The 24,516-nt window shown below is 71.6% G+C and carries 22 protein-coding genes; 9 read left to right on the top strand and 13 right to left on the bottom strand.

Annotated elements, in window-relative coordinates; all coding sequences use genetic code 11:
- Window positions 1–110 precede the first annotated feature (110 nt).
- A complete protein-coding gene (locus D3A60_RS06675; RefSeq protein WP_196778674.1) occupies window positions 111–2,660 on the top strand; it encodes a DUF305 domain-containing protein in 2,550 nt (849 codons plus the stop codon).
- A gap of 331 nt (window positions 2,661–2,991) precedes the next feature.
- Here D3A60_RS06675 and D3A60_RS06670 read toward each other — a convergent pair whose 3' ends face one another.
- Window positions 2,992–3,357 carry a DUF6164 family protein gene (locus D3A60_RS06670; protein ID WP_119717940.1) on the bottom strand — a complete coding sequence of 122 codons (366 nt, stop codon included), beginning with the start codon at window positions 3,355–3,357 and terminating at the stop codon, window positions 2,992–2,994.
- A gap of 72 nt (window positions 3,358–3,429) precedes the next feature.
- Entirely contained in the window at window positions 3,430–4,659 is a 1,230-nt protein-coding gene (locus tag D3A60_RS06665; RefSeq protein WP_157981418.1) for a dipeptidase, read from the bottom strand.
- A 202-nt stretch (window positions 4,660–4,861) separates the two neighbouring features.
- Here D3A60_RS06665 and D3A60_RS06660 point away from each other — a divergent pair, with 202 nt between their 5' ends.
- Window positions 4,862–5,605: a DNA-formamidopyrimidine glycosylase family protein gene (locus D3A60_RS06660; protein ID WP_119717938.1), complete on the top strand. Its 744-nt coding sequence runs from the start codon at window positions 4,862–4,864 to the stop codon at window positions 5,603–5,605.
- 50 nt (window positions 5,606–5,655) lie between these two features.
- Here the strand turns inward: D3A60_RS06660 and D3A60_RS06655 are convergent, their stop codons facing one another.
- The 5 genes from D3A60_RS06655 to D3A60_RS06635 all read right to left on the bottom strand — a co-directional run bounded on the left by D3A60_RS06655 (window position 5,656) and on the right by D3A60_RS06635 (window position 11,318).
- Complete coding sequence (locus D3A60_RS06655; RefSeq protein WP_119717937.1) at window positions 5,656–5,946, bottom strand: hypothetical protein; 291 nt, start codon at window positions 5,944–5,946, stop codon at window positions 5,656–5,658.
- A gap of 103 nt (window positions 5,947–6,049) precedes the next feature.
- Entirely contained in the window at window positions 6,050–8,719 is a 2,670-nt protein-coding gene (locus D3A60_RS06650) for an excinuclease ABC subunit UvrA (protein WP_119717936.1), read from the bottom strand.
- 79 nt (window positions 8,720–8,798) lie between these two features.
- Window positions 8,799–10,040, bottom strand: coding sequence for an FG-GAP repeat domain-containing protein (locus D3A60_RS06645; RefSeq protein ID WP_157981417.1), 1,242 nt, complete (start codon window positions 10,038–10,040; stop codon window positions 8,799–8,801).
- Window positions 10,041–10,404: 364 nt separating this feature from the next.
- Window positions 10,405–10,722 (bottom strand): hypothetical protein, encoded by a 318-nt coding sequence (locus D3A60_RS06640; protein ID WP_196778673.1) that lies wholly within the window; start codon window positions 10,720–10,722, stop codon window positions 10,405–10,407.
- Complete coding sequence (locus D3A60_RS06635; RefSeq protein WP_196778672.1) at window positions 10,719–11,318, bottom strand: hypothetical protein; 600 nt, start codon at window positions 11,316–11,318, stop codon at window positions 10,719–10,721. Before D3A60_RS06635 ends, D3A60_RS06640 begins: the two co-directional genes overlap by 4 nt.
- 200 nt (window positions 11,319–11,518) lie before the next feature.
- Between D3A60_RS06635 and D3A60_RS06630 the strand changes: the two genes are divergently transcribed.
- Window positions 11,519–11,839 (top strand): hypothetical protein, encoded by a 321-nt coding sequence (locus D3A60_RS06630; protein WP_119717934.1) that lies wholly within the window; start codon window positions 11,519–11,521, stop codon window positions 11,837–11,839.
- A 39-nt stretch (window positions 11,840–11,878) separates the two neighbouring features.
- On the opposite strand, the gene D3A60_RS06625 is transcribed toward D3A60_RS06630, so the two are convergent.
- Both D3A60_RS06625 and D3A60_RS06620 read right to left on the bottom strand, forming a co-directional pair.
- Entirely contained in the window at window positions 11,879–12,307 is a 429-nt protein-coding gene (locus tag D3A60_RS06625; RefSeq protein ID WP_119717933.1) for a VOC family protein, read from the bottom strand.
- A 156-nt stretch (window positions 12,308–12,463) separates the two neighbouring features.
- The gene (locus D3A60_RS06620) at window positions 12,464–12,916 is read right to left on the bottom strand and encodes a hypothetical protein (RefSeq protein WP_119717932.1); all 453 of its coding nucleotides are present in this window, start codon (window positions 12,914–12,916) and stop codon (window positions 12,464–12,466) included.
- 211 nt (window positions 12,917–13,127) lie between these two features.
- On the opposite strand from D3A60_RS06620, the gene D3A60_RS06615 reads away from it, so the two are divergent.
- The 3 genes from D3A60_RS06615 (at window position 13,128) to D3A60_RS06605 (ending at window position 15,659) form a co-directional block, all read left to right on the top strand.
- On the top strand, window positions 13,128–13,514 hold the full coding sequence (locus tag D3A60_RS06615) for a VOC family protein (RefSeq protein WP_119717931.1): 387 nt from the start codon (window positions 13,128–13,130) through the stop codon (window positions 13,512–13,514).
- A 54-nt stretch (window positions 13,515–13,568) separates the two neighbouring features.
- The gene (locus tag D3A60_RS06610) at window positions 13,569–14,879 is read left to right on the top strand and encodes an APC family permease (RefSeq protein WP_196778671.1); all 1,311 of its coding nucleotides are present in this window, start codon (window positions 13,569–13,571) and stop codon (window positions 14,877–14,879) included.
- A gap of 285 nt (window positions 14,880–15,164) precedes the next feature.
- On the top strand, window positions 15,165–15,659 hold the full coding sequence (locus tag D3A60_RS06605; RefSeq protein ID WP_157981416.1) for a cupredoxin domain-containing protein: 495 nt from the start codon (window positions 15,165–15,167) through the stop codon (window positions 15,657–15,659).
- Window positions 15,660–15,822: 163 nt separating this feature from the next.
- Here D3A60_RS06605 and D3A60_RS06600 read toward each other — a convergent pair whose 3' ends face one another.
- Complete coding sequence (locus D3A60_RS06600; RefSeq protein ID WP_119717929.1) at window positions 15,823–17,430, bottom strand: amidohydrolase family protein; 1,608 nt, start codon at window positions 17,428–17,430, stop codon at window positions 15,823–15,825.
- A gap of 286 nt (window positions 17,431–17,716) precedes the next feature.
- Between D3A60_RS06600 and D3A60_RS06595 the strand changes: the two genes are divergently transcribed.
- The gene (locus D3A60_RS06595; protein WP_157981415.1) at window positions 17,717–19,063 is read left to right on the top strand and encodes an alpha/beta fold hydrolase; all 1,347 of its coding nucleotides are present in this window, start codon (window positions 17,717–17,719) and stop codon (window positions 19,061–19,063) included.
- A gap of 304 nt (window positions 19,064–19,367) precedes the next feature.
- On the opposite strand, the gene D3A60_RS06590 is transcribed toward D3A60_RS06595, so the two are convergent.
- The gene (locus tag D3A60_RS06590; protein ID WP_119717927.1) at window positions 19,368–19,940 is read right to left on the bottom strand and encodes a CIA30 family protein; all 573 of its coding nucleotides are present in this window, start codon (window positions 19,938–19,940) and stop codon (window positions 19,368–19,370) included.
- Between the two features lie 148 nt (window positions 19,941–20,088).
- Window positions 20,089–21,033, bottom strand: coding sequence for a hypothetical protein (locus D3A60_RS06585; RefSeq protein WP_157981414.1), 945 nt, complete (start codon window positions 21,031–21,033; stop codon window positions 20,089–20,091).
- Window positions 21,034–21,553: 520 nt separating this feature from the next.
- Between D3A60_RS06585 and D3A60_RS06580 the strand changes: the two genes are divergently transcribed.
- Window positions 21,554–22,138: a hypothetical protein gene (locus D3A60_RS06580; RefSeq protein WP_196778670.1), complete on the top strand. Its 585-nt coding sequence runs from the start codon at window positions 21,554–21,556 to the stop codon at window positions 22,136–22,138.
- Window positions 22,139–22,152: 14 nt separating this feature from the next.
- Entirely contained in the window at window positions 22,153–23,538 is a 1,386-nt protein-coding gene (locus D3A60_RS06575; protein ID WP_119717924.1) for a hypothetical protein, read from the top strand.
- Between the two features lie 485 nt (window positions 23,539–24,023).
- Here D3A60_RS06575 and D3A60_RS06570 read toward each other — a convergent pair whose 3' ends face one another.
- On the bottom strand, window positions 24,024–24,509 hold the full coding sequence (locus D3A60_RS06570) for a hypothetical protein (protein WP_119717923.1): 486 nt from the start codon (window positions 24,507–24,509) through the stop codon (window positions 24,024–24,026).
- Window positions 24,510–24,516: the final 7 nt, after the last annotated feature.

The raw sequence follows: 24,516 nt of genomic DNA, 5'->3' as shown, positions 1-24,516 counted from the left end.
GTTCCGGAATCGGTCGTCGACAGCGCGTTTTTCGCGCGTGCCGTTCTGCTACGTTCGCGGGCCGCGGCGCGTGGTGCGCCGTTCGACCCACCGTCCACAGGATCGTACCGATGACCCGTCTGCGCACGCCACGCCCCGCCTCGACCCCGGCCCGCGCGACGCGCATGCGCCCGACGCTGCTGCTCGCCGCGCTGCTGGCCGTGCCGATCGCGCCGGCCGCGGCACAGGTCAGCATCGTCAACCCGGGCGCGCCGGGCGCGGCCCCGCGCAGCCTGTCGCCCGACGAGGCGGTGAAGATCGCCGCGTCGCGCTACTCGGCCGCCGACGTGCGCTTCATGCGCGACATGATTCCGCACCACCAGCAGGCGCTGGAGATGGCGGCGCTGGTCGGCACGCGCACCAACTCGCCCGGCGTGGTCGAGGCCGCCGGTCGCATCGAGGCATCGCAGCGCGACGAGATCGCGTTCATGCGGCAGTGGCTGGCCGCACGCGGCGAAACCGCGCCGGACCCGCAGGCCCATGCCGGCATGCATGCCGCGCATGGCGACGCCGCGAACGCGCCGAGCGCATCGCACACGATGGCCGGCATGGCCACGCCCGCCGAAATGGCGGCGCTGGCCGCGGCCGAAGGCACGGACTTCGACCGGCGCTTCCTGCAGCTGATGATCAACCACCACGCCGGCGCGCTGACGATGGTCGAGAAGCTGCTCGAGCAGTCCGGCTCGGCGTACGACCCGACGCTGATGGAGTTCGTCGACGACGTCGGCAACGACCAGGCCGCCGAGATCGAGCGCATGACCGCGCTGCTGGCGACGGTCAGCGGCGATCCGCGCACCGGCCTGGCCGCCGGCTTCCGCGACGCCAAGGAAGCCATCGCCAACCTGCGCCGGGTGGCGTCGCTGCCGAAGCCGCCGGGCTTCTTCGACCCCGAGAACCCGGCCGGCCTCCCGCTGGAGCCGAGCGACGACGAGAAGAAGGACGAGGACAAGGACAAGAAGAAGGCCGCCGAGGCGCGCGCCAAGCAGCAGCGCGAGCAGGCGCTCAAGCGCTTCCGCGGCGAGTCCACCGGCAAGGGCCGCAGCGGGCTGCTGAGCTTCGCCAACACCGACATGGCGTTTTCCGGCGACGTGCTGGTGGTCGGCAACTATCACGGCTTCAACGCGTACCGGATGGACGACAACGGCGTGCCGACGCTGGTCAGCTCGGTGGTCTGCCCCGGCGGCCAGGGCGACGTGTCGATCGTCGGCAACCTGCTGCTGATGTCGGTCGAGGAAACCCGCGGCCGGCTCGACTGCGGCCTGCAGGGCGTGCTCGAGGACGTCTCGAAGGAGCGCTTCCGCGGCCTGCGCGTGTTCGACATCAGCGACCTGGCGCGGCCGAAGCAGGTCGCCGCGGTGCAGACCTGCCGCGGCTCGCACACGCATTCGGTGGTGTCCAGCGACGACCGCCGCATCGTCGTCTACAACTCGGGCACCAGCTCGATCCGCAAGCAGAAGGAGCTCGAGCGCTGCATCGACGACCTGCCCGGCGACGAGCGCACCGCGCTGTTCCGCATCGACGTCATCGAGATCCCGCTCGCCGACCCGTCGAAGGCGCGCATCGTCGACAGCCCGGCGGTGTTCGCCGACCCCGAGACCGGCACGCTGGCCGGCCTGTGGCGCGGCGGCGACCACGGCGAGCGCACGCAGAAGACCAACAAGACCGACCACTGCCACGACATCACCGTGTTCCCGGAGCGCCGGATCGCGGCCGGCGCGTGCTCGGGCAACGGCATCCTGTTCGACATCACCGACCCGATGAAACCGCGGCGCCTGGACGCGGTGATCGACCCGGGCTTCGCGTACTGGCACTCGGCGACCTTCAACAACGACGGCACCAAGGTGATCTTCACCGACGAATGGGGCGGCGGCACGCGCCCGCGCTGCCGCGCGTCGGACCCGCGCAACTACGGGGCCAACGCCATCTACGACATCGTCGACGGCAAGCTGGTGTTCCGCAGCTACTACAAGATCCCCGCACCGCAGGCGGTGACCGAGAACTGCGTCGCGCACAACGGCTCGGTCGTGCCGGTGCCGGGCCGCGACGTGTTCGTGCAGGCCTGGTACCAGGGCGGGCTGTCGCTGATCGACTTCACCGATTCGGCCAACCCGTTCGAGATCGCCTACTTCGACCGCGGGCCGATCAACGCCGAGAAGCTGGTCACCGGCGGCTTCTGGTCCGCGTACTACCACGGCGGCCGGATCTACGGCTCGGAGATCACGCGCGGGCTGGACGTGCTGGCGCTGCAGCCGAGTGAGTTCATCACCGCCAATGAAATCGCCGCCGCCGCGCTGGCCACCGGCGGCGCGGTGTTCAACCCGCAGCAGCAGTTCGCCGTGCGCTGGCCGGATGCGCCGGTCGTCGCCGCGGCCTACGTCGACCAGCTGGCGCGGGGCGGCGCGCTCGACGCCGGACTCGAGCGCGACCTGCGCGCGGCGCTCGATGCCGCCCGCAGCGCGCTCGCGCAGCCTGCCGCGTCGGGCGACAAGGCCGCGCTGGCCGGCCGCCTCGGCGCGCTGGCCACGTCGGTCAACACCGCCGCCGGCGCCAAGGGCCCGAACGCCCAGCGCCACGCGAAGCTGTCGGCGGCGCTCGACGGCCTGGCGGCGCAGCTGCGGTAGGTGCACGAGGCCTGGCGCCGGACGCGGATCCGCAGCGCGTCAGGATGGGATGAACCCTCGGCGATCCCATCCGCCCGATGCCGCGGCGGTGGGTCGCTTGCGCACAACGCTTCCTACGGCGCCGCTTGATTGGGCGAGTTGCCGTGGAGCCTGCGTAGGATGGGTCGAGCCGAAGGCGATACCCATCGCCCAGCGCGCGGTCGCGCCGCTAGGCCGCGCGAGCTTCCGTGGCGCCTGCGTAGGATGGGTCGAGCCGAAAGCGACACCCATCGCCGATGCGCATTCTCGCTGCGCCCTTAGGTGAACCGACCCACGACTGCGCGGCGCGGCCTCAGCCGTTGAACAGGACGAACGGCAGACCCACCAGGCCGAGCAGGAACAGGATCGCGAGCACCGTCAGCACCACGCGCACGGGCTCGGCGCGCAGCACGGTCCAGAACGTCTCCGCGGTGCCGTCGCGCACCGCGGCCTCGCGCTCGGCGCGCACGCGCGCGCCACGCTGCGCCTGGTAGTCGGCCATCAGTCGCTTGGCCTCGGGCACGTCGTCGTTCTCCCTGACGTAGATCCCCCCGGCCGAAATGCCGAACACGCTCGGCGGGGTTTCATAGAAGTCGATGCGCGCCGCCTCGAGCATGGCGCGCACGTCGTCGGCTTCGTCGTCGGGCACGTGCCGCAGGTTGAGCAGGAGTTTGGCCATGTCGGGATGATAGCGGCGGCCAGCCCGGGCGCCGCAGCGCCCGGCGCGGGTCGTGCCGCCCGGATCGGCCTGTCAACGCGGCGACATCGCCACCCGCTGCGCATCCGCAATTGCGAGCACGCGCAGGAAGTTTCCGCCGGCCAGTTTTGCGAGGTCGGTGTCGCTCCATCCGCGGCGGGCGAGTTCGACGAGCAGGCGCCGGTAGCTGGCCACGTCCTCCAGCCCCTCGACCTTGAACGCGACCCCGTCGAAATCGGCACCGAGGCCCACGTGGTCGACGCCGGCCACGTCGCGGATGTGCTCGATGTGGTCGGCGATGTCGGCAATTGCGACGCGCGGGGGTGGGTGATCGGCCTCCCATCGCGCCATCTCGGCGCCAGCCTTCGCCCGATCGCCGCCGTGGCGTGAGAGCAGTGTCTCCCACTGGTTATCACCGCGCGCCATCCACTCGGCGAAGGGCTTGCTGGCGAAATACGGCACGAAACCGACCATGACGACCCCACCGTTCGCGGGCAGGCGACGCAACACGTCGTCCGGAACATTGCGCGGGACGTCGGCCAAAGCGGCCGCATTGGAGTGACTGAAGATGACCGGCGCCCGCGCGACGTCCAGCACGTCGCGGGCCGTGTCGGCCGAGGCATGGGACAGGTCGACCAGCATGCCCGCGCGTTCCATCCATCCGACCATCGCCACGCCCTCCGCCGACAGCCCGCCATGGGTAGGCGGACCGGCGTGACCGTCCGCGAACTCGGTGGCTGCGGAATACGCGAGCAGGTTGGCGCGAACCCCCTCGCCCGCCAGGCGCTGCACGGTGCCCTCGTCACGGCCCAGACGCCCGGGATCCTCCAGCGCCAGCAGCACGGCGATCCTGCCCTCGGCATGACGCGCACGCACGTCGGCGGCGGTAACGGCCAATGCCAGATCGCCGGGGTGGCGGGCCACCAAGGCGCGCGCGAAAGCCAGTCCCTTCAAGGTGCCATCGAGGCCCGGCTCGTCGGCCCGCCATCCCGCGTTCAACAGTTGGCCGCCCACGCCACCGGCGCGCCAGCGCGCAATGTCGGTATCGCCCGCCGCATCCGCGCGGATGTCGTAGCCTTCCAGCCCGCGTGGACAGTCCCTTCCGCAGGCGTGGTACCTGCCCAGCAGGTCGTTGTGCCCATCGACCAGCGGATTGGCCCGCAGCAGGCGCGCGATGCGCTCCTCCGGCGCGGCGGCGGTGCGGATATCCCCTCCACGCTCCGTCAGAGAGGCACACGCGGCGAGAAGCAAGACCGAAGCGGCTGCAATGACGGGACGAGCCATGGCGAATTCCTCTGGACGGCGGAGCACCGCCGGTAAGGTTACGTTTCCCGATCCGGTGGGCGGCCAGTCGGAGGGTCGCTGCCCTTCGCCGCAACAGACCACGAGGAGGCGTCGGCGGAGGTCCGCCGCCGCCTCCCGTGCCCGTCGGCCACGGGCCCGCGCATTGACGCCTGCCTCATGCCCGGACCGCGATGGTGCGGCCATGCCCGAGGGTCCGTCGATCGTCATCCTGCGCGAGGCCGCGGCGAAGTTCGCCGGCCGCAAGGTGCTGCGCGTGTCCGGCAACACGAAGCAGGACATCGACCGGCTGCGAAACAGGACGCTGAAGGCGGTGCGCAGCTGGGGCAAGCACTTCCTGCTCGAGTTCAGCGGCTTCAGCGTGCGCATCCACTTCCTGCTGTTCGGCAGCTACCGCATCGACGAGGACAAGGGCACGCCGGCGCGGCTGTCGCTGGGGTTCAGCAAGGGCGAGGCGCTCAACTTCTACGCGTGCTCGGTGAAGTTCCTTGAGGGCGACCTCGACGAGCACTACGACTGGACCGCTGACGTGATGGCCGACGACTGGGACCCGGCCGCCGCGCGCCGCAAGCTGCGCGCGCGCCCCGAGACGCTGGTCGCCGACGCCCTGCTCGACCAGGACCTGTTCGCCGGGGTCGGCAACATCATCAAGAACGAGGTGCTGCACCGCATCCGCGTCCACCCCGAGAGCCGCGCCGGCGCCCTGCCGGCGCGCAAGCTCGCCGAGCTCGTCGCGCAGGCGCGCGAGTACAGTTTCGACTTCTACCGCTGGAAGAGGGCCTACGTGCTGCGCAAGCACTACCAGGTGCACACCAGGCAGCTGTGCCCGCGCGATGGCACGCGCCTGAGCTACCGCAAGCAGCTGGGCCAGGCGAAGCGGCGCGCGTTCTGGTGCGACACGTGCCAGCGGCGCTACGGGGCCGGCTGAGCGACATCGCGCGCTCCGGCGCGCAAGCGCGATCCGGGCGCCCCCCCCGGTCAATCGCGCCGGAGACGACGCGCCGACTCGGCCGCCGACCGGAGCACGCCCACGTACAGCTGGTGTGCCCTGGGAGCCCGTGCGGCCGCGTTCTCCAGCCCCTCCACATACGCCGCGACCAGCGCAGCAGCGTTGTACTGGTCGCCCATCTCGGCCATCGACTTGGCCACGGCGTCGCGCACGTGCCAGTCCACCGTCGCGCCCTTCTCAGCGTTGTTGGCAAGTTCGACGATCCGCAGCAGGTGCGGCGTCACGAGACCGACGACGGTGGCTTTGGGGGAGACGGTCATCCATTGAGTCCTGCTATCGAAAGCACCTAAGGCTACCTCGGCTGGCCAGGCTTGAGGTGGCCGCGAGGGGGGTTGGTGGCACTTCTGGCCGCTCCCTCGTGGCTCAGCCGGCGAGCGTCGCCGCCAGATACCCCGCCGTCGGGCTCCCGCGCACGTGGGCGACCTCGGCCGGCCTCCCCTCCGCCACGACCTTTCCGCCCCGCTCGCCCGCGCCCGGGCCCATGTCGATGACCCAGTCGGCCTGGGCGACGACGCGCATCTCGTGCTCGATCACCACGACGGTGTTGCCGGCATCGACGAGCCGATGCAGCTGCAGCATCAACCGGTCGACGTCGGCGGCGTGCAGGCCGGTGGTGGGTTCATCGAGCACGTACAGGCTGCGGCCGCGCTGGCTGCGCTGCAGTTCGGTCGCCAGCTTGATGCGCTGGGCCTCGCCGCCGGACAGCTCGGTGGCCGGCTGGCCGAGGCGCAGGTAGCCCAGGCCGATCTCGCGCAGCAGGTGCAGCGGGCGGGCGACGGCGTCCTCGCCGGCGAAGAACTCGCCGGCCTGCTCGACCGTCATCCGCAGCACCTCGGCGATGTTGCGGCGGTTCCACTGCACCTGCAGCGTCGCGTCGTTGTAGCGCGCGCCGTGGCAGGTCGGGCACGGGGCGTGGACGCTCGGCATGAACAGCAACTCGACGCTGACCACGCCCTCGCCTTCGCAGGTGGCGCAGCGGCCCTTGGCGACGTTGAACGAGAAGCGCCCGGCGTCGAAGCGGCGGCGGCGCGCGTCGGGGGTGGCGGCGAACAACTTGCGCACGTGGTCGAACAGGCCGGTGTAGGTGGCCAGGTTCGAGCGCGGGGTGCGGCCGATCGGCTTCTGGTCGACCTGCACGAGCCGCTGCACCGCGTCGACGTCGCCGGCCAGGTGGCCGCGCGTGCGCTCGATCGCGGTCGGCGCGTCGGGCGCGTCGTCGTCGCTGTCCTCCGGCTCGTGACCGAGGTGCAAGCGCACGAGTTCGGCCAGCGCCTGCGCGATCAGGCTGGACTTGCCCGAGCCGGAGATGCCGGTGACCGCGGTCAGCACGCCGAGCGGAACGCGCGCGTCGAGGCCGTGCAGGTTGTGCCGGTGCAGCCCGCGCAGCTCGAGCCAGCCCGACGGCGTGCGCTCGCGGCTGGCCGGCATCGGCGTGGTCCCGAACAGGTACTGCGCGGTGCGCGAGTCGGGCACGTCGGCGAGCCCGTCCGGCGGGCCGCTGTACAGCACCTGCCCGCCCCGTTCGCCAGCGTCGGGGCCGACGTCGACCAGCCACTGCGCACGGCGCATCAGCTCGAGGTCGTGCTCGACGACGAACACCGAGTTGCCGGCGTCGCGCAGCTGCTCCAGCGCGTCGTACAGCGCCTGGCTGTCGGCCGGGTGCAGGCCGGCGGATGGTTCGTCGAGCACGTAGACCACGCCGAACAGATGCGAGCGCAGCTGGGTGGCCAGGCGCAGGCGCTGAAGCTCGCCCGGCGACAGCGTCGGCGTGGTGCGGTCGAGCGACAGGTAGCCCAGCCCCAGCGCCTGCAGCGTGTGCAGGCGGGCGACGACTCCCTCGGCCAAACGCTGCGCGGCCAGCCGCTTCTCCTCCGACAGCGCCGGCGTGCGGCGCACGTCGGGCGCGGCGGCGTGGGTGGCCTGTTTGGCCGCGGCGCGTTTGGCGCGGTCGCGCCTGGTCGCTGCGGTGTCGACGGTTTCGCCGCCTGCGTGCGCATCGAATTCGCCGCGTGCGATCGGCTCCAGGAGTTCTGCGACGCGGTCGAGCGGCATCTGCGACAGAGCGCCGATGTCGACGCCGGCGAACGTCACCGAAAGCGCCTCACGCTTGAGCCGCTTGCCGTCGCACTGCGGGCACATGCGGCCTTCAAGGAAGCGAGACACGCGCTTCTTCATCAGCGCGCTCTGGGTGGTGGCGAAAGTGTGCAGCACGTAGCGGCGCGCGCCCGTATAGGTGCCCATGTAGCTGGGTTCGGTCTTGCGGCGCAGCGCGGCGCGGGTCTCGGCCGGAGTGAAGCCGGCGTAGACCGGCACGGTCGGGGTCTCCTCGGTGAACAGGATCCACTCCCGGTCTTTCTTCGGCAGATCCTTCCACGGCGTGTCGACGTCGTACCCGAGCGTCACCAGGATGTCGCGCAGGTTCTGCCCGTGCCACGCCGGCGGCCAGCTCGCGATCGCGCGCTCGCGGATGCTCAGCGAGCGGTCCGGCACCATCAGCGCCTCGGTCACCTCGTACACGTGGCCCAGCCCGTGGCAACGCGGGCACGCGCCCTGCGGCGTGTTCGGCGAGAAGTCCTCGGCGTACAGCATCGCCTGCTTCGGCGGGTAGGCGCCGGCGCGCGAGTACATCATCCGCACCAGGCTCGACAGCGTGGTCACGCTGCCGACGCTTGAGCGCGCGTTGCTGGCGGCGCGCTGCTGCTGCAGCGCGATCGCCGGCGGCAGGCCCTCGATCGAATCGACGTCCGGCACGCCGGCTTGGTCGATCAGCCGCCGCGCGTACGGCGCAACGGACTCGAAGTACCGCCGTTGCGCCTCGGCGTAGATCGTGCCGAACGCCAGCGACGACTTGCCCGAACCCGACACGCCAGAGAACACGACCAATCGGTCGCGCGGTACGTCGAGGTCGACGTCCTTCAGGTTGTGCTCGCGCGCCCCGCGCACGCGGACGAAGCCGGTGTCGGGCGCGATGGTGCGGGCGGGCGTGGCGGTGGGCGGCTTCGGCGGACGCCTGGCTTCGGACTTGCGCGGCATGCGAGGCGCCTTCGGGAAAGCTATACGCTAGTCCAGCGGTGTGAACGCGTGGTACGCGAAGGCGCCGGTGTTCGCGAGCTCAATCTACCGGAAGCGGAGGTAGCGGTGCCGACATCGACGGAGCGACGAACTGGCAGTTGCGCCCTTCGAGCAGCCACAACGCGCCGTACGTGAGCGCGATTGCGACATCGGGGCAGTGGTCGCCGGTGAAATCGTTCACGCCCTGCGCGGTCCGACCCACTCGAGCAGAGGGATGGTGGTTGATCCATATGTAGACCGGCGCGCGCAGCACGCCGCTCTCCTGCAGGTAATACTCCGTACGTTGCTGTCCGTCGTAACTCACGACCAGATCCTGTTTGCCGTTCCCATCCAGATCCGCGGCGTCGAGACTGGCAGGCGACGAGTAGGTAGGGTATCGAATCCCGCTGTCCTGCACCTTGCCGTCGCGTTGCAAGTACACGTTAATCGTGGAGTCGCCCGCGGATTCGTGCGCCGCGGCGAGATCGGTCGCGCCGTCGCCATTGAAGTCTCCCGCCACCAATCCATTCCGCGTGAAATCGATGGTCACGACGTACGGCTCGGCGAACTCGCCTGCCCCGCCATTGGTGAACACCTTGACCGGATAACGGCTGCCCGCCGCCGCGTTCGCGTAGTCGTACTCCTGCATGAGCACGGCGACGTCGCGCCTGCCGTCCCCGTTAAAGTCCCCGGCGGCGAGGGACTTCACTTTACGGATGTCGTAGTGGTGGGTCATACCGGTAAACAACCTCCGCTGCTCCCCCAGCCCCCCCGCCCCATCGCCGGAAACCACGAGAAAATGGCTGCGCGGATCCTGCGGCAAGGTGGAGGACGCCTTGCTGAGGTGAGTCACGAGATCCAACTTGCCGTCGCTGTTCAAGTCAAGCGCGACCGCCGGTGCGTCGGCGAGGTAGTCGTTGGACCAGGTGAGATTGGACCCCGTCCATCCGCCGCGCCCATCGGAGAGCATCACGTTAATCGAGTACGTTCGGGTCAGGACCAGATCCGCCACGCCGTCTCGATTGAGGTCGGCCACTTCAGTTCCGACGTGCGAGCCGTACGTTTGCCACCCATCCGGGAAAAGGAACTCCAGGCGCGTGCCCAGCGATTGCGCAGGCGTTTGCGGCAAGACGAAGGCACGTACGTTGCCCGGACTCGGCATCTCGTATGCGATGGTCAGGACATCGTTCCGTCCGTCACCGGTGAAATCCGCGACCTCGCTCGCGACATACGTGGGCTGGAGCTCGCTGCTGCCGTTCCCCAAGTAGTCCCAAGGAGGCGGAAGCCGGTAGATCGACGTCACAAGCAACTCGTAGGCGTCCGCCGACGCAGCGGGCTGCGGGATCGGGGCCAGACCCCTCAGGCTCTCGTGTGTATGAAGCACGGAGCGAGACGCCCTTTCGGACCCGGCACGGGTCCCGTCTGGAATGAATCGCCCCCACAGGAACACGCTGCCCGCTAGAGTCGCCAGCGCAAACAGCTTGAATGTCGATGACAGGCGCGTGCTTGCCCAACGTATGCCGACCCTTTGTCTCACTGCGCTCTCCCTGTGGCTTCGATCGTCCAGTCGCGTGCGGACGGTGCCCTTCGACTCGCTGCCAATCGTACAGGCGGTCACAGAGCTCCGTGCCGGGCGGATCGCCGGAAGGCGGATCGCGCAGCGCCGCTCAATCGATCATGTCGCCCAGGTCGCTGACGCCGAGGGTGAACCACACGACCGCGACGCCGAGCGCGATGCGCACGACGCGCGGAATCCGCAGCCGTAGCGTGCGCTCGAGCGCGCGCCGCACCGGCCGGACATAGACCAGCGACAGCACGAGGCCGATCGCGCCGGGCACGGGGTGGACGAGCCACAGGTTGGCTGCGCCGATCGCGAACACGACGGTGCCGAACACGGCGTCGACGAGGGTGTCGAGCGGGTCGCGCGCGAAGGGCGCGGATCCGGCCGCGGACGGCGCGCTCTTCGCGCGATTCGCGCGGCTCATGGCGCCGCGCCGTCGACGGCGCGCGACGCGGCGCGCTCGAACAGCCACGCCGACGCGAACCACGGCACGGCGAAGCACGCGGTCAGGAAGGCCTCGCGGTACAGGCTCGGGCCGGCGACCTCATCCGTGCCGACGTTCAATCCGACCGCCAGCCCCACGCCCGCCGCGACCAGCTGGGCGACGCCGGTCGCGGCCATCGCGCGCGCCATGCCGGCCGCGCGGAAGCGCGCCGCCAGCGCGCCGAGCGCGGCGACGAGCAGCACGCCGGCGAACATCAGGTTGAGGTCGTTGTGCTCGCTGCCGAACATGCCGACGGCGAGGTTCACCCACACCGTCAGGAAGCCCGCCAGCACCGCGATGGCGAAGCCCGCGCGGTAGGCGGGGTTGCCGCTGAGCCAGGCGCCGAGCTCGTAGAGGCTGCAGGCGATGGCGAGCAGCGCGCCCATCGCGATGAAGTCGCCGCCCGTCCAGTTGACCTCGGCGGTGAACTGCATCGCCACCAGCGGCAGCAGCAGCAGGCCGGCCGCGCCGCCCCAGATCAGCGGGCGCCAGCGGTTGGCGCCGCGGCGCAGTTCGGGGGTCGGGTGCGTGGCCATGGGTCTCTCCAGCGGATCGAGGAAGGGGGTCGTCGGCGCATGGCAGCCGACCGTGGCCACAGCGTGCCGCGCCGCCATGAAGCGCCGATGGCCCGACGGTGAAGTGGGTATGAAGTCTGCACCCCGCCGGTGCGGCGCGGGTTGCGGGCCGGTTCAGTGCGGCCGGCCGACGATGCCGTACCCCTCGATGGAGCCGCCTGATGCGAACCGTCCTGATGCTGTCGCTGGCCCTCGCCTTGGCCGCCCCCGCCGCGGCGCTGGCCGACGACCCCTACGAGCAGCAGAAGAAGTGGGCCGAGTGGGCGCGCGAGGACGCCAAGCGCCACGACGAGTGGCTGCGCGAGCAGCGCAAGCTCGAGGACGAGCGCTCACGCGAGTCGGCCAAGGCCGAGGCCGAGTACTGGCGCGAGCGCGACAAGTCCGAGCGCGAGGCCTATCACGAGTGGCTCAAGGTCCGCGCCGAGCGCGACCGCGAGGTCCGCAAGGCCCTGGACGAATACGAGCGCGAGTGGAACGACTGACTCCGCGCGGGGCCGCCACTTCGCGCGGGACGCGTCCGCCTAGAACGTGACCTTCACCGACGCGGCGCTGCGCTTGGCTTCGCCGTGGAACACCGCCTCGATGTTGTTGCCGTCCGGATCGAGCACGAACGCCGCGTAGTAGCCCGGGTGGTAGGGGCGCTCACCGGGCGCGCCGTTGTCGGTGCCGCCGTGGGCCAGCGCCGCGCGATGGAACGCGTCGACCATCGCCCGGTCCGCGGCCTGGAACGCCAGGTGGGTGCGGCCGGTCAGTTCGCCCTGCGCGGCCTCGCTGTCGGCGGTCGACACGAACAGTTCGTCGGCCCAGAAGTAGTCCGCCTCGTCGCCGCCCATCGGCACCTGCAGCGCGTCGAACACGGCGCGGTAGAACGCGCGGCTGGCGTCGAGGTCGCGCACGACCAGCTGGAGGTGGTCGATCAATCGGCCGCGGTGCAGTTCATTGGCTTCCATGGGGCGCCTCCGATGGGCGGTTTGCGATGGGCCGGTGATAGCACGGGCCCCGTTACGTCCGGCGTGGTGGCGCGGGCCAATCGCGCAGACCCGGGGCGTGCTCAAGCCCATCCGGCACTTCCGACCCGGCTCCGTCGCGATGGGCCATGCCCCACCCTACGACCCGCGCTTCCACCACGGCGTGATGCGGTCGGCGCGGCCGACGCGCTCGAGCGCGACGTGGCTTTCGAGCGCCAGCGCCATGACGTCGCTGCCGACCGCCTCGAGCACTTCCTCGCTGAGCGCGAGCACGCGACGCAGCCGGTCGCACTGCGCGTGCAGGCGATCGAGCAGCGCGGGCTCGGCGGTCAGCACCTCGTGCGCTTCGCCGCTGTCGATGCCGTTACCGTCGTCGTCGTCAACCTCGCTGCCGTACAGGTCGAGCGCGGCGGCGACCTGGCGGCAGTAGGCCGGCGACAGCGCCGGCGACCACGGGATGGCGCCGCGCGCGTCGCCGGGGGCGAAGCGCAGCAGCGTCAGGGTGACCTCCATCGAGGCCAGCTGCTGGTCCAGCGCGGCCAGCCGCTCGGGCGGCAGCAGCGCGGTGGCGTAAGTCGGTTCCCGGTCCATGGCACGTCCTTGTCGAATGCTGCAGTCAGTGCAGCGCCCCGAGTCTGCCAAGCCGACGGGTTGATTTCCAAACCCCGCCGCGCGCGGCGCGTCCGCCGTTGGCCACCGCCACGCCTTTGCGTTTGCCGCTGCCCGAACCCAGACTGCGGGGCCGGTCGGCGCGCCACGCGCCGCACTGGCGCCTTCGCCGCCCCACGCACCAGGAGTCATCGTGTCCGCACCCGCTCGCGCCGGCATCTTCCTCTACGCCAAGGACACGGGTCGGCTCGCCGGCTTCTATCAGTCGGTGCTTGGCCTGACCGCCGCGCATCGGACCGACCAGATGATCGTGGTGCGCTCACCGGACCTGCAGCTGATCGTCCATGCCATGCCGCCGCAGGCCGCGGCCCAGGTCGTCATCACCGACCCGCCGCAGCTTCGCGACCGCGCCGCCATCAAGTTCTTCTGCACCGTCCCCAGTCTCGCGGTCGCGCAGGCGTCCGCCCGAGCCATGGGCGGCGATGTCCTTGCAGAGCAGTGGCACGGCCCCGGGTTCGTGGTGCGTAATGCCTGGGACCCCGAAGGCAACCTCTTCCAGCTCCGCCAGAGTGCGGACTGATCGTCCATCCCAGCGAAGGCCGCGTTGCGGCCTGGTGTGACCCGAAGGAGCGACGTGGCCGACGATCGACCGGAACAGCTGCCGCGCAGCCTGGGTGCATGGGGGATCTGGCTGCTGGTCGTCAACGGCATGATCGGCGCGGGCATCTTCGGCCTGCCCAGCGGCGCGGTCGCCGCCGCCGGCGCCTTCAGCCCGCTGGTGTACGTGCTATGCGCGCTGCTGATCCTGCCGGTGCTGCTGTGCTTCGCCGAACTGGCCAGCTACTTCCGCGCCACCGGCGGGCCGATCCGCTACGCGACCGAGGCCTTCGGCCCGTTCCTGGGCTTCCAGGCCGGCTGGCTGTTCTACGTGGCGCGCGCGATCGCGTTCTCGGCCAACGCCGTGCTGCTGGTCAACAGCGTCGGCTACTTCTGGCCGGCGGCCAGCGAGGGCGCGACGCGGATCGCGATGCTCGCGCTGATCTGCGGCGGCATGACCCTGATCAACGTGATCGGCGCGACGCGCGCGATCGGTTCGCTCGCGGCGTTGACGGTGCTGAAGTTCGCGGTGCTGGTCGGCGTGGTGGTCGCCGGCGTGGCCGTGCTCGGCGGCGGCGCTGTCCCGATGGTGAGCATCGTGCCGCCGGCCGGGAGCGACCTCGGCGCCGCCGTGCTGCTGCTGGTCTACGCCTATGTCGGCTTCGAGTCGGCCGTGGTGCCGGCCGGCGAGGCCCGCAACCCGCGCCGCGACATGCCGCGCGGGCTGCTGCTCGGCCTGCTCGCCGTCGCGCTGCTGTACGTGGCGATCCAGCTGGTCAGCATGGCGGCGGTGCCGGGCATCGCCACCTCGACCACGCCGCTGCTCGACGTCGCCGCGGCGCTACTCGGCCCGGTCGGCGCGGCCGTGCTGATGTTCGGCGTGGTCGCGTCGGTTGGCGCCAACCTGGTCAGCACCAGCTTCTCGACGCCGCGCGTGTCGTACTCGCTCGCGCTCGACGACAGCCTGCCGGCGTGGTTCGGCCGCGTGCACCCGCGCCACCTGACGCCGGCCAATTCGATCGTGATGTACGGGGCGATCTCGTTCGCGATGGCCGTGTTCGGCTCGTTCGCGTGGCTGGCCGCGTCGAGCGTCGTCTCGCGCCTGCTTCTGTACGGCCTGACCTGCGCCGCCGTGCCGCTGCTGCGCCCGCGCCATCGCGGCGACGGCGGCTTCGTGCTGCCGATGGGCGCGGCGATCCCGCTTCTGGGCATCGCCGCCTGCGGCTGGCTGATGCTGCAGGTCAGCCTGAAATCCGCGCTGCTGACGATGGGGTTCCTGCTCGTCGGGTCGGGGCTGTACGCCGTCGCGCGCCGGCGGGGTCGCGCGACGGGCTCCGCAGGCGGATGACGCCGGGCGTGCCGCCCGGCGATCCGGCGAACAGCAGCGCGCCCATGCGGGGCCCCTCTCGCGGGCCCGCCGACGAATTCATCGAAGCGGACGGTGGCCGCTGGCCGTGGTTAACCCCACCCCCCCCGGGCGCGCGGACCTCAGGTGAAACCCGCTCCGGTCTTCTCGCGACCCCGTCTTCGGGTGTCCCCCATCTCTTTCCGTTCCGGCGTGACCGACACCGTGCACCGGGCGCGTTGGCTTGTGCGCGCACGATTGCGCACTTCCGTCCATGGAGCACGCCCGATGAATACTTTACGTCTTGCCCTGGGCCTTGCCGCTGCGTTGTCTGCGGCCTCGCTCGCGCCGGCGCAGGCCGCCGACCGTACCGCTACCGTCAGCTTCGGCGCCTGGATGAACGCCAGTTCGACCCCGTTGGATCGACTGACCACCGGCTTCGCGCCCAGCCAGATGATCCGCACCATGACGCCGAACGTGGTCAGGATCAAAGCCGGGGGCACGGTCAACTTCATCGTGTCCGGCGCACACAACATCGCGGTCTACGACGATGGCACCCTGCCGAGCGACATCAACGTCGCCAACACGATCATCGTCCCCGGGCTGCCCCCACTGATCAACGACGCCACCAACCGGACCTATCGCGGCGTCGCGCCGAATCCGCCGACGTTCGACCGCGTCGAAGTGGTCCACTTCCCGGAACCGGGCAGCTTCCTGGTTATCTGCACCCTCGTCCCGCACTTCGCCATGGGCATGTACGGGTACGTCGAAGTCGTGCCGTAACGGGCCGGCATCGCAACCCGGGGCAACGCGAAGGCCCGCGTGCGCGGGCCTTCGCGCGGGCCAATCGGCGATGCGCCGAAGCGTGAGGCCGCGGCTGGCCCCGTGCCGCTGCTTTGGGCCTGATTGCCGAGCGTCAAGTTCTCCGACCCCGGGCTGCCCGCCCCTAATCCGCCGCCTGCGCGCGGATGATCGGGCTGCGCAGCGCGGCCGACAGCAGCTGCAGGTTCATGCGCACGCTGCCGGCCTGGCGATCGGCGTGGTGGAGCAGCGCGTCGAGCGCGGGACGGTCGAGGTAGCGGCCGTTGAAGAGCAGCGCGGCGATGCGGCGGGTGTTGGCGATGTCGGCCAGCGGGTCGGCGTCGAGCAGGATCAGGTCGGCGGCCTTGCCGACGTCGACCGAACCGAAGTCGCGGTCCATGCCGCTGAACTGCGCGGGGCGGATCGTCGCGCTGCGCAGGGCGTCGGCCGGCGACAGGCCGGCGTGCACGAGTTCGCGCAGTTCGTCGTGCATGCCGAAGCCGGGGAACACGTAGGTGTCGCCCGCGTCGGTGCCGGCGAGGATGCCGACGCCGGCCGCGTGCGCGTCGCCGACGGTGCGCATTGCCAGCGCGTACAGCTCGCCGGCGACGTCGCGGCCGGGCACTTCGGCGGCCCGCTGCGCGGACGCGTCGGCGTCCGGCGCCCACAGCCCGGCGCGCAGCACGTACGGCACGTAGCGCAGGCGCGGGTCGTTGCGGAACGCCGCGTCGCCGGCGCGCGCCTCCATGCGCAGCACCTGCAGCGTCGGCGTCCACCACGTGCGCGACCGCGCCATCGCCGCCATCGCGCCGGCGCAGTGCGCGCGGTCGTGGCGGTCGACCAGCCGCGCGCGCATCGCGGTGTCGTACGCGCGCATCGGCTCGGGCAGCGCGCGGAACGCGGCCGCGTCGCGGTAGCACTCGAGCAGGAACACGCGCGGGTGCTCGATCGTGCCCTGCCCCGCGGCGAGCGCCTGCGACAGCGGCACGCGCACCGGCAGGTGCCCGGCGAAAACGACGCCGCGCGTGCGCGCTTCGGCAGCGAGCGCGGCATAGGCCGCCGGCGACAGCTCGGTGTAGGTCTTGATCAGGTCGACGCGGTCGGCGGCGTGGTGCGCCACCAGCGCGCGCGCCTCGCGGGCCGTCGACGCGCGGAAGTACGCCGGCGAGTCGGCCGGCACGCCGCGCGGGCCGTTGACCGCGTAGCTACTGCGCTGGATGTAGCGCGGCGCCAGCCGGCTGCCGTCGCGCAGGGCCGCGCGCCAGCGCGCGATGTCGTCGCCGCACGCGACCAGCGGGTCCGGCAGCCCGGCGCAGCCCCACATCTCGCGCACGCCGGTCACGCCGTTGGCGATCGACAGCGGGTGCGTGTACTGCGGCGAGACCTTCAGCGAGTGGACGTGCATGTCCCACAGGCCCGGCGCGAGGAACCGGCCGCGCCCGTCCACCGCGACCAGGCCCGCGTACGCGTTGCGCGCGTCGTAGGCGGCGATCGATGCGATGCGGCCGGCGCGGATCACCACGTCGCGGCCCGGCACGGTGCGCCCGCCGACCACGTCGACGACGGCGACGTTTCGCACGACAACGTCGCCGCCCGCGCCGACGCGCGGCATGTCCGGCATCGGCCACGCGAGCGCGGCGGCGACGAAGACGGCGAGCGTCGCCGAGAGGCCCAGGCTGAGCGTCAGCAGCCGCCGCGGCCACGCGGGCCGGCGGCGGGTCGAACGGCGCGGTCGTGGCGTCCTGTCATCCATCGGCGTGCTCCCTTTTGTCGCCGACCGTAGCCGCCGCCCCGCGCGCGAACACCTGCCGGGCGGCACGGCGACTTTCGGCCTGCCACCGGGATCGTGGCGTTCCCCGCACAAGGGCGCCACGCGCGTGCGCGGCTGCCATGCAGCCAATCGGCCTTGCATCACGCACGCGCCCCGGCAGCACCCGGCTGCACCGGCCGCGGATCGACGACGGCCGGCGCCCGCGTCCCCGGGTCGGCCATTTCCGCGTTCGCACGGGAAGCGCCCGCCCTTCCCGCAGGAGTCCGACATGCCCGTTGCCGCTGTCCTCTCGACCGTGCTGCTCGCGGTCGGCACCCCCGCCGCCGCCGGATCGCCCGCCGCGCGACTCGAGCCGTGCACCGTGCCCGGCAGCACCGAGCCGGTGCGCTGCGGCAGCGTCTCCGTCCCCGAGGACCGGTCCAGGCCGGACGGTCGACGCATCGACCTGCGGGTCGTCGTGATCCCGGCGGTCAAGCCCGATCCGGCGATGGCGCCGCTCTACGACCTGGCCGGCGGGCCGGGTCTGGCGGCGACCGGCGGTGCGGACTTCTACCTGACGGCCGGCCAGGCGTACCGGCAGGCGCGCGACATCGTGCTGGTCGACCAGCGCGGCACCGGGGCGTCGGCGCCGCTCGCCTGCCCGGAGCTCGCCGGCACCGGCACCACCTACCCGGACGCGGCCGTCCGCGCGTGCCGCGAACGGCTGGCCAAACAGGCCGACCTGTCGCGCTACACCACCGCCGACACGGTCGCCGACCTGCAGGCCGTGCGCGCCGCACTCGGGCACAAGCAGGTGGACCTGTTCGGCATCTCCTACGGCACCCGGCTCGCGCTGGCGTGGATCGCGGCCGAACCGGGCGCGATCCGCTCGGCCGTCCTGCTCGGCACCGTGCCGGAGGACGCTCGCGTGCCGCTGTGGCACGCCCGGCACGCGCAGGACACCCTCGACGCGGTCTTCGCCGACTGCCGCGCGGACGCCGCCTGCACCGCCGCCCACCCGACGCTGGCGCGCGACTGGGAGACGCTGCTGGCCCGCGCCGATTTCGACGGCGCGGCGCGCGAGCGCATGCGCTCCTCGATGGTCGCCACGCCGGGCCTGCGCTCGCTGCCGTTGCGCATCGCGCAGATGGCCGCCGCCGGGCCGCCCGCGGCCGCCGCACCGGCCGGGCCGCCCATCGCCGAGGGCCTGTACCTCTCGGTGACGTGCGCCGAGGACGTGCCGTGGATCGCGCCCGCCGACCGCGCCGCCGCCACCGCCGGCACCTTTCTCGGCAGCTACCGGATCGACCGCCAGGCGGCCGCGTGTGCGATCTGGGACGTGCCGCGGCGCAAGGTGCCCTACCCGCAGGGCGGGTCCGACGTCCCGGTGCTGTTCGTCGCCGGCGAGCGCGACTACGTGACGCCGGTGGCCTGGGCGAACGCCGTCGCGTCGCGGTTCCCGCGCAGCCGCGTCGTCCCGGTCCCGTTCCTCGGCCACTTCCCCGACGGCCTGTCGGGCATGGAGTGCATCGACACGATGGTGCTGGCGTTCGCCGCCAAGCCCGACCCCAGCGCGATCCAGACCGGATGCGTGGCGTCGATGCGGCCCGGGCCCTTCGACACCGCAGCGAAGTAGCCCCGCACCGGTGGGCATGGGGCGGGAATGAGCCCCGGGGATGGGGCCGCGGTCCCGTCGCGGCGATCGAGTTCTTCGCCGACGCCTACGGCCCGGCGCTGCACTGGGACGGGGTGCTCGACCGCAGCCATTGCCACTGCTGATGCCTGCTTGCGGTCGCGGGCCCACCGTGCCGGGCAGCGCGGGTGGGCCGTGCGGCCATGCGGCGCTCAAGGCGCTGCGATCGGGGTGGTGGCGCTGCCCTGGCGACCGAGTCGGCGGTCCAGCGGGTACGCGCCTGACGACCCGCGTCTTCCGCCGCGCTTTACTCGGCGGCGATCCAGTCCACGACCAGCGCGAACGGACCTTCGCGCCGGTCGGCGATCAGCAGGCCGATTTCGCGGACCCGGGCCGGGTCCAGCGGCGGGCCCGGCAGGGCATCGCCCCGCACCGTGGGCCTCAGCGCTGCCAGCGGCAGGCGCACCCGGGTCCACTCGCCCGCGGTGGTGTCGAACTCGACGCCGTATGAGATCGGCATGCCGCGGTAGCGCGCGTCGGTGGCCAGCCGCAGCTGGTAGCGACGGCCATCGCCGCGCACCCGCAGCACCACGTGCGATGCCTCGCTGAGATCGAAGTCGCGGCCGACGCTGCGCACCGAGGAAAAGCCGCCGTTGTTCGCCAGCGAGAGCGTGCCGCGGAACTCGAGCCGCCCGTCCACCACCGCCGGCCCGCCGCTCGAGCGCCCGCCCATCACGCCGTCGTTCACCGCCACCCAGCGCGGTTCCTGCGGGCTGCCGTCGAAGTTCATCAAGGGTCGCAAGTCGGGCTCCGGGGGCTTGGCCGCCGCCGCGGCGAGGCTGCACAGCAGCGCGATGGCGGCGAAGGGCGTCGGGCGCATGGGGTTCGCCGGTCGAAGGGGTCGGCGCAGTGTAGGAGCGTCGCGGCGCGAAGGCGCGGCATCCGCCGACGGCGGGACGGGGTCCGGTGCACGGCCTGCTCGGGCGTGCGGGCGAGCGTGCACCGGGGCGAGGCGCCGCCGCATCCGGCTACAACGGCTGCGCGCACCCGCGGCGCTGCTCGCCGCCCGTCGTCAGCGACACGGCGATCGGATAGCGCGTATCGGACATCCCGTCGGAGCATGGCTCAGCGCGCGTGCGCATCACGAACGGCTGTCCCCCCAGCGCGCCCGTCCAGGTGCCGTCCGACGCCGTGCCCGAGAAGGTCGTCCACACCCGCGTTCCGGTCGGGTCTTCGGGGTGCGTGTACGTCACGCAGCGGCCGTCCACGCGCGCGCCCCAGAACGGCTCGGTGCCCACGGCGCGCAGCGCGTTCGCGGGCAGCACGCGGCCGTCCTGCGTTCGGCATGCACCGGCCGACTCCGGCGTCGCAGGCTTCCCGCCGGACGCGGCTTCGCCGGGGACGGCGGCCGAAACGGAGGCCGAGCCAGCCGACGACGGCGCGCCGTCGCCGCACGCCTCGACGAAGGCGGCCACGAGCGCCGCCGGCGGCGCCGCATGCGGGCCGCTGGTCTGGGCGCCGTAGCTGGCCGACACCGGGCTCGACAGCAAGCCCCGCAGATCAACCGGGACCGGCCCCTGGCCCGTGACCCCGCCTCGTGCCGCGTCGCCGGCGGTGTCGGCCACCAGCGTCGCGAGATTGGCGGCGTGGCCGAACGAGAACCGCTCTTCGCTCCCGATCGGGTCGAACCCGGGCGCGTTGACCAGCCACGTTCCCGTGCCGGCCGGACAGAACAGCCGCAACGCCGTGCCGCCCGTGGCGCCGGCGACCACCAGCGCCACGCCCTCGCCGCTGGACTGCAGGTCCCAACCCGGCTGCGCGCCCGCCGGTCCGGTGGGCGCCGACTCGCGCGTTGCGTCGGTAATCGCGTCGCGCACGTCTGCGCGGGCCTGGTCGCGGGCGTCCGGTGCGGGCGGATCCGCGGTGCCGCCACATCCGGCGAGCAGGGCGACGATCAACAATGACTGGCGCATGGGGGCCTCCGGGGAATGGACGACGCTGTCCCTGTTGCTTCTTCTCTGGGCGCTTCGTGCCGACAGGCCGTGGCGTCGGCCCAGCCGGTCGCATTCGCCCTAGGATCGCACTGTCGCGACCGCGATCCGCCACCGACCGGGATCGGGGTCAGGTTCACTTCCTTATGTGATGTCCAGACTCCGCTGACGCGCCGATCCGGCGCAGCACGGATGGCCTGCCCGCAGCGGCGTCCCGGGCTGCACGCATGGCCCGCCTCCCCCCGCTTTGACCTGCGCGGCATCCCGCATCACGTCGTCCGATGATCCCCATGCGATCCGGCATACATTACGCGGGCGGTGCCCGTGAGGCTTTGACTGGTTGGGGAACCAGCGGGCCGCGACGCTTGCCTCCGATCGATTCCGTCACGCGAATTCGGTTCGGGAAGTGCGGGGCCGCGAACGGACAGATGCGAGAACGACAAATGCCCGCAGGTCGTGGACGGCTTCGCGGGCAGCCATGCGCAACCACAGGGGACAAAACATGAAAACAAGACTGATGGCGGCATTGCTGCTGGTGGCGGCCTGCCTGGAGCTGGCCGGCTGTGCCTCGGCGCCCAAGCTGGGCGGCGCCGACACCTCCGGTTTCGATGCACGCGGTGCGACCGTGCAGGTCGAATACACCCTTCCCGCCAATGAAAAATCCAAACCTGGCCAGATGGAGGCACTGCGCGCCAAGCGCGTGGACGAAATCCACCAGTTGCTGGTGGGCCATGGCTTCAAGCCGCAGACCGGCGGCGCAGCAGACTTCCGGATCCGGGTGATCGAAGGCGCCGACGAGGACATCACCGGGGAATGGACGGGGGCGGTAGGCGCCAGTGTCGCCCTCTTCAGCCTGGGGACCGTGCCCGCGGTGTTCGATTACCGCAACAACTTCCAGTACGAGCTCTGGTCAGGACAGGAGCGCATCCACGCCATCGAGACGCCGGCCGATTGGAAGAACCCGGTGTCACTGTTGTCGCTGGCCTCGTCCAAGCTCAGCGGCGCCGACATCGCCAAGCACAAGGCGCGGGTCGGTGCGCATGACAGCGTCATCCGCCTGTGGATCGACCAGGGCTCTTTCGAGTGAGCCGGCGCGCATGCATGTCCGCGCGCATCGCGACCTGCCTGGTCCTGCTCGCCGCGCCGCTGCTCGCCAGCGCCGGACGCTACCAGCCGGAAGAGACGTGGCTGGAAGCGGTCCGCGTGCCGGAGCCGTTCCTGCCGTACCGCCTCGGTGTCGTGGAATTCGAGGAGGGGACCAGCGGCGACTGGCTCGAGTATCTGGGCGACCTGCGCGCCACGCTGCGCGGGGCGAACTATTTCCAGCGCGCTGACGCGCCGCGGCTGCGGCTGCAGATCACGCGCGGTTACGAGGACGGCGGGGCCGACGAGAAAGGCTGCAAGAACACGCCCGGCACGCTGGCGCTGACCTATCGGCTCCTCGACGGCGAACGGGAAGTCAACCGGTTCAGCATCACCACGCAGGCGCCGCCGAGCGGCTCGGACAACGACCTGGATGGCGCGATGTCCGGCAACCTGAAGTTCCTGCTGCTCGAACTGCGCAAGGGCCAGGGTGACGGGGCGTTCGCTGCACAGGCCGCCGCGCTGGAAAACGGCGTCCGGAGCGAGCTGGGCACGGGTTCGAGTCTGGGATGCAAGGTCGGCGTCGTCATGAAACGCGGCCTCGTAGCCACCCTCGAAGGCACCGTCGCCGTGGCCAAGGGCGTGGGCCAGGTCGCCGGTGTCGCCCTTGAAGTCGCCGCCAGCCCGGAATTCCAGAGCGCCATGCACGAGGCCATGGCCGAGCAGCAGCGGCAGCAGGCGCAGCATCAGGCCTTCATGGACAACATCAACGCCCAGGTTGAGGCCGACCGCCAGCGGCGCGAGGCCCAGCAGCGCGCTGAAGCCGAACAGCTGGCCGCGCAGCAGCAACAACTGGCCGCGCAACAGGCCGCGCAGCAGCAACAGCTGGATGCGCAGCAGGCCGCGCAGCAGCAAGCGGGGCGCGAGGCCATGGCCGCCGAAAAGGCCAGGGCCGACGCCGAGCGCACACGCCAGGAAGCGCAGCGACGCATCGCGGAACAGCAGCGAAAGGCAGAAGAAGCCGAGGCGGAAAGAGCGCGGAGACGAGCGGAGGAACTTGCCGCGCGCGAGAAGGCGATCGCCGAGGAGAGACAACGCCGCGAGCAGCAGAAGCGCCAGGACGAGGCGGCGCTGCGAACCGCTTTCCAGGGCCGCGCGACGACCTGTGCCGGCGGCGGCAGCGGCATCCTGTACCTGCAGACCTCCAGGCCACCCAAGCTGGGCTGCAACGTCCAGTTCGAAGCGCGTTGCCCGGCCACCCAGCCGGGCAACGGCGTCAGCTTCGGACAGAACAACTATGTCGGCGGTAGCTGCATGGGCATCGGAGATGCGATCCAGATCGGACAAATGTCCTGTTCCGCCGATCAGGTCAGAATCGAGATGACTCGCGCGACCTGCGGTTAGCAGGCGCCACCGGAAAACCCGGGGGCAGAGTGGACAGCGCCCTGCCAAACCCAGCGATGGGGTCGCGGACCCCATCGAGGCAGTCGTCGACCCCATCCAATGGGGTCGCGAACCCCATCGAGGCAGTCGTCGACCCCATGCGACGGGGTCGCGCACCCCATCGAGGCAGTCGTCGACCCCATGCGATGGGGTCCCGCACCCCATCGAGGCAGTCGCCGACCCCATCCAATGGGGTCGCGGACCCCATCGAGGCAGTCGCCAACCCCATGCGATGGGGTCGCGGACCCCGTCGAGGCAGTCGCCGACCCCATGCAATGGGGTCGCGCACCCCATCGAGGCAGTCGTCGACCCCATGCGATGGGGTCGTGGACCCCGTCGAGGCAGTCGCCGACCCCATGCGATGGGGTCGTGCACCCCATCGATGCCCTCCCCGACCCAACAAAAAAAGCCGCCCGGAGGCGGCTTTGGTGGTGCGGCGCGGGGCCTCAGGCGGCCGGGGCCGGCGCCGGGGTTGCGGCCGGGCGGCGGCGGCTGCGGGTGAACTGCGCGCCGATGTCGCGGCGCATCGTGTCGAGCGCGTCGTCGGCGCTGCCGGCCAGCTTGAGCTGCTGGTAGCCGTCGTAGGCGAAGTCCATGACGTCGTGGCCGAGCAGCGCCACGGTGTCCTCCAGCTCCGCGTGCAGCAGGCGCACGGCCTCGAGCAGCGGGCGCAGGGCGTCGAGCGCGTCCAGGTCGGCCTGCGCGCCGGGCACGTCGAGCGTGGCCGGCACGATGTGCGGGTAGGCCTGCAGCGCGCGCAGGACGTTGCGGCTGAAGACCTCGTTCTTGGCGCCGAACCCGTGCAGCTCGCGCAGCTCGCCCGGCTGCAGCTTGGCCATCGGCGGCAGCGCCGCGCGGGCCTGGGCGAGTCCGGCCGTCGCCGCCTGGCGCTGTTCGGGGGTAATGACGTACGTGATGCGATTGACTGACACAGCAACC

This window comes from Cognatilysobacter tabacisoli (assembly GCF_003586305.1).
Classification (GTDB): domain Bacteria; phylum Pseudomonadota; class Gammaproteobacteria; order Xanthomonadales; family Xanthomonadaceae; genus Cognatilysobacter_A; species Cognatilysobacter_A tabacisoli.
This window is presented reverse-complemented; position numbering and strand designations above follow the sequence as displayed.